Origin of the sequence: Pseudoalteromonas sp. S3260 (assembly GCF_005886925.1) — a bacterium.
Lineage (GTDB): Bacteria > Pseudomonadota > Gammaproteobacteria > Enterobacterales > Alteromonadaceae > Pseudoalteromonas > Pseudoalteromonas tetraodonis.
On sequence record NZ_PNCV01000255.1, the window covers coordinates 1 to 274 of the forward strand.

The following is a 274-nucleotide window of genomic DNA, read 5'->3' on the forward strand; positions in this document are numbered from 1 at the left end:
TTTCCGCTAGGGTTACTTCGTTTTGAGCATACTCTTTTTGTAGACGCTCGCCACGTGCTTTTTCTGCTGCAAGTTCACGTTTTGCTTGGTTAAGCAACGCTTGCTTATCAGCGCGTGCAGACAAGAACTCTTGTTCACGCTGTTTGTTTAGTTTGCCTTCAGAGATACGCTCTTTTTTAACTTGGTCAAGGATCTGGTCAAGTACTTCTGTGTTTGCATGAGCGTTAAGCGCAGCACCGGCAGAAACTGATAGTACTGCTGCAACAGCAAAACC

At 45.6% G+C, this 274-nt stretch carries 1 pseudogene; it reads right to left on the bottom strand.

Annotated features, from left to right (window positions below):
• Positions 1-274 (bottom strand): annotated as a pseudogene (locus CWC14_RS18375) (MotA/TolQ/ExbB proton channel family protein); the annotation flags it as partial.